General features: G+C 39.3%; 4 protein-coding genes. All 4 read left to right on the forward strand.

The features are described 5' to 3' along the window. Positions 1–365 precede the first annotated feature (365 nt). The 4 genes from mobC to FTV43_RS14535 all read left to right on the forward strand — a co-directional run bounded on the left by mobC (position 366) and on the right by FTV43_RS14535 (position 4487). Positions 366–902, forward strand: coding sequence for a plasmid mobilization relaxosome protein MobC (gene mobC / locus FTV43_RS14520; protein ID WP_179991717.1), 537 nt, complete (start codon positions 366–368; stop codon positions 900–902). Then, positions 892–3027: a hypothetical protein gene (locus FTV43_RS14525; RefSeq protein WP_179995767.1), complete on the forward strand. Its 2136-nt coding sequence runs from the start codon at positions 892–894 to the stop codon at positions 3025–3027. The genes mobC and FTV43_RS14525 overlap by 11 nt, the downstream gene beginning before the upstream one ends. A 14-nt stretch (positions 3028–3041) precedes the next feature. After that, a complete protein-coding gene (locus FTV43_RS14530) occupies positions 3042–3320 on the forward strand; it encodes a hypothetical protein (RefSeq protein WP_179991719.1) in 279 nt (92 codons plus the stop codon). 255 nt (positions 3321–3575) lie between these two features. After that, on the forward strand, positions 3576–4487 hold the full coding sequence (locus FTV43_RS14535) for a replication initiation protein (RefSeq protein ID WP_179991720.1): 912 nt from the start codon (positions 3576–3578) through the stop codon (positions 4485–4487). Positions 4488–4720 lie beyond the last annotated feature (233 nt).

Consider the following 4720-nt stretch of genomic DNA (forward strand, 5'->3'; position numbering starts at 1 on the left):
CACCAAACACCTCAAACACCAAACACCTCAAACACCAAACACCTCAAACACCAAACACCTCAAACACCAAACACCTCAAACACCAAACACCTCAAACACCAAACACCTCAAACACCAAACACCTCAACATCAAATACCTCAACATCAAATACCGCAATTACAGATAGCCTTTGAACTTGTATAACAACATTCGTACCGAACATTGTTATTACAAATTCAAGATGCTATTGTAATTAAGCAAGCCTACTCTGTAGCTACAATTTTCAGCCCTGCTACGCAGTTCCGAAAAGTTGTAGCACAGAAGTCTTGTTGAGGGCTTCGCCCCCAAACCCCCATCCAAAACCATAAGCAGGGGAGTGGTAAAAATGGATGATGAAGACTTAACAAAATTTAAAAAGATCAATCCGAAATCAGAAGTTAAACGTCTACGTCTGACAGTTGATGAAAAAAATCAGCTTGATGATTTTCTTGAGAAAAGAAACTTACAGTTTAGTGACTTCAACAATCGACTAATTAAAAATGCGATTAGTGCAGAATTTCATTTAGTTGAAATTGAAAACTATGTGAAACCCACATTTCCACTCAAACAAAAAAAGCATCATCGACCACCACCAAAAGTAGACCCAGCCGTATTATTCGAACTTGGTCGAGTCGGTACAAATCTGAATCAGTGTGCTAGAGCCTTGAACCTAATTAAAAATGACAAACAACAAGAGTTGGATCTCACTCAAGAATTTAGCTTTATCGAGTGTCTGCAAGTGCTTCAAGCAATCCAAGAAGATATACATAGCGTGATTGGTGAAATTAAAAAAACAACAATGTCCGATACCGCTATCGAGAATGCGAGAGTCCGAGCAGTCAAAGCCGTTGAGTTAGTGGAGGTCGAAACCGATGCACATTAAATTTACGAAACATGGGAAAGGCTGTCCACGCAAAGCGGTTGGCTATTTACTTGCTGAAAAAGATGCAAAAGGCGATTTGCGTCCTGATATTCAGACGCTCAGAGGTGATGCACAAACATTTGTTGCCATTACTGAAAGCCTAGATTTTGATTACCGCTATTCGTCAGCAGTAATCGCTTGGTCAAAACAAGACAATCCGACTGATGCACAGATTCAAGAAACATTAGATCAATTTGAAAAACATGCTTTTGCTGATTTAGACCCGACACGCTATCACATGAATGCTGTTTTGCATGTTGCGCAAGATGGTTCAAAGCATGTGCATGTTTTGGTGCCGCGTGTCGATCTTGGAACAGGTAAGTCATTAAATATTGCTCCTCCCGGACACGAAAAATACTTCGATAAGCTCAGAGATTATTTAAACGAAAAACATTGCTGGTCCAAACCTGATGACCTCGCAATTTTGAAAGCTGATGTACAGCTACCGCACCACACGCATTCACAAAGATTGGCGGCCATTGAAATTAATTTTGCAGGTAAAACCAAGCCTGAAAAAAAAGAGCTTTTAAATAAAATCGTTGCCCAACGCATTAACGCAGGCGTGATTCAAGACCGTAACGATGTTGTCCAAACGCTTGCTGAATATGGAATCATCACACGAAACGCTAAAGACACTATTTCAGTCAAATTACACGGTGATAAGACAGCCGTGAAGCTCGGAGGGGAGTTTTATAAAGATGGATTCAATGTCACTGCTTACGCAGAAAATCGAGCTAGAGCAGAAGCAGATCAAAGCGCATCAAGAGCAAATGAAGTCGATGCAAAACGAGTTAATGAACTCTATAACAAACTTCAACGAGCAACTGAATCAAGAGCTAGATTCTTTGCAGACAAGTACCAGGTCCCGATTGAAATTTATAGACAACGAAATACAGCAGAGCTGTCAGAACTTGATCAACAACGCACAAGAGCAAAAGGAATCAGTGCAGAAGCTGACGCACAGATCAACCGAGCTATTGAATCAGGTACAAAGTTTAGTGAAACAAGCCGAAAGTTTGAATATTCAGAGCTTAGCTCAACAGCAGACACAGCAACAACAGCAGAAAATCAGTCTAATTTTGTCAGTATCATGTACAGCATTACTGCTAATCCTGATCATAATTTCATGGGTGAAGTAAATGAGCGAATTAAAGCAGTTAATCAGTCAGCAAGTCAGTTTGCTACAGAAACAGAACGAGCTACAGCAGACTTGTATCAACGAGCAGAAGAAGTACATCGAGCACTTAGAACAGCGCAACACAGCACTAATTCAGCAAATGAACCAAGTACCAAAGCTAGATATGTCGCAGTCTTTACAGACATTCGCAATGCAAGCGCAAAAACATTTGCAAGAGAAATTGCTTACTGTACTGGACAACTCGAACATCGAAAAATTAGTGCAGAGCAAGATCAATCAAGAACTAAAACCAATTCTGGACGATATACAGCTCACACAATCGCAATTAACGAAAGCACTTTCGACAGCATCATCATTGAATACAGCAACAGACAACGAAATCAACGTCAGCGAGTTAAACAACAAGCTTCAGAAGCTAGAACTTTCAGTCAACAACTTGATCGAACAACTAAACACATTGATTTAATTGCACGACAACTCAGTAATGTTGTGATTAAGCCAAAGCCCTGTACTGATTTAACTCGATATTTCAAAAACAATGGTTATCGCTCACCGACTGCGGAGCGTATTGCTGTTTGGTCAGAACGTCAGCATGAAGCATTTAAGAATCGAAATATTGAGCAAGTCGCTTACTACATCGAAACCAAATTTCAAGAACTAGGACACTATCAACACTATGAAAATGGGCTGAGTAGAGATGAAATTGATATTGTAAACAAGATGATACGCAATGATGAGCGCATTATTGATTATATGAAAAAATCAGGCTGTCATCTGAATTACGACACTCGACAAAAGCTCAATCGGACATTCTCACTTGAACGAACTTCAAACGAATATCGCTTAAATGATCTTGATAAAAAAGAAAACGAAGTTAAGCCGTTATTTCAGGCGAAGCCTGAAACAAAAGCTATTGAACGTAATAATGACAACGGATTCACAATGTAGGAGATGAAAAAATTATGAAAATAGATATTAGCGAGCACTTTGAAACATCATCAATCAGTGACGTTGCTTATGCTGCAATGCTTACTTTTTCTGAAATGGAAAATGTAGACTTGTCTTATTTACATGATGTGTGCGAACAATTAAATGCAGAAAAACATTGGCTGTTACAGCTAAATTGGTGTCATGAAAAAATGGACAATCAAAACTTTTTTACTTTGTGTAAAAGCTTGAACTATGACCCGATTGAGTTAAATCAAGCATTCAACGTGATCAAGCGTAAAAGTAGAAGATGACCCTTTATTTTTCTGCGTAGCAATGTTTTACATTGCTGTACTCGAAAAAAAAAGCATCTCTAAATCACTGTTTTTACTGCAGTATGCTTTTACTGAAAATAGTGCTACATTTTCATAGGCGAAAAAAAACAGGATTGCCGTCCTGTCTTTCTTCGGAATTTTAATTTAAATGCTTGAAAACACTAAAAATTAAACACCTGAATATGTCTTAATTTTAGCAGTGTTTGCGAGCTTTGCAAGCGGTTACTGTTATAAATGAATAAATGTGAAGCAAAAGACACTGATTTTCGGTCAATTTTTTATCAAGACCTACCGATTAAACCTTATTGTATGGACGAAAAACCAGGCTATATGCTTATTCGTCCCAAATCTATTGCGGTTAAAAAGCCCTATATTCAAGTTAATCCGCCACTTATGACGATTTACTTTGTCTTTGATGATGACAAAGAAGATTCCGCTTTATCCTGGTTTGACGCAGGTTTGCCACAGCCGTTTTGGACAACACAGAACCCAATCAACGGTCATTGCCATCACTGCTACAAGCTTGAGATACCGCTTTGTACAAGCGAGTTTGCTAGTGTGAAAGCAATCAAGTACGCACAAGCTATTTACTACGCTTTTGCACTCAAAATGGGTGCTGATCTCAGTTATTCTCATTTGATCACAAAAAATCCTCTCAATGACCAGTGGAGGACGATTTTTTGGACTGATAAAGCGTATTCGCTGGATTATCTTGCTGACTTCGTGGATCTGCCGAAGAAGATACCGAAAAAACTTGAAGTAGTTGGTTTAGGTCGCAATGTCACCATGTTCGAGAAAGGGCGTCATTGGGCGTATAAGGCGATTAGAGACTACATGCACCACAACTCTAGCCACGAGTGGGAAAGAGCCGTCAGGGCGCAAATAGAAGCGATTAATAGCGGTTTTGAACAACCTTTACCGTATAGCGAAGTAAAGGCGACATCAAAGAGTATTGCTAAATGGGTTTGGCAGCGTTTCAGCTATGGAGATTTCAGCGAGATTCAAGCTAAACGTGGTGCGAAGGGAGGTGCCAAGTCCAAACGTGGCCCTAAAGCTGATTCAGAGCGTTCAAAAAAGCCTTGGGAAGCCCTTGGAATTGGTCAAGCTACATATTATCGGCGCAAGAAAAAAGGTTTGATAAAGTGATAGCAGATAAGCCATATCAGATAACAGCCCCTCTTGGGGTTTGTTTTGAATCTTCCCTAGCTTTAAAGTGGGGGTTTTTATTATTCTTGTTTTATAAGTTAAATAGAAAATAACTAAAAACAATTAGAAAGTTCAAACACCAAACACCTCAAACACCAAACACCTCAAACACCAAACACCTCAAACACCAAACACCTCAAACACCAAACACCAAAAACACCAAACAGCCCAAA

Origin of the sequence: Acinetobacter sp. YH16053, assembly GCF_013417035.1 — a bacterium.
In the GTDB taxonomy this organism is placed as follows: domain Bacteria; phylum Pseudomonadota; class Gammaproteobacteria; order Pseudomonadales; family Moraxellaceae; genus Acinetobacter; species Acinetobacter towneri.

Excerpts from the sequence above, each read along its gene's own strand:
- FTV43_RS14530 (WP_179991719.1), top strand. The coding sequence starts at position 3,042 with ATGAAAATAGATATTAGCGAGCACTTTGAAACATCATCAATCAGTGAC.
- mobC (WP_179991717.1), top strand. The coding sequence starts at position 366 with ATGGATGATGAAGACTTAACAAAATTTAAAAAGATCAATCCGAAATCA.
- FTV43_RS14535 (WP_179991720.1), top strand. The coding sequence starts at position 3,576 with ATGAATAAATGTGAAGCAAAAGACACTGATTTTCGGTCAATTTTTTAT.
- FTV43_RS14525 (WP_179995767.1), top strand. The coding sequence starts at position 892 with ATGCACATTAAATTTACGAAACATGGGAAAGGCTGTCCACGCAAAGCG.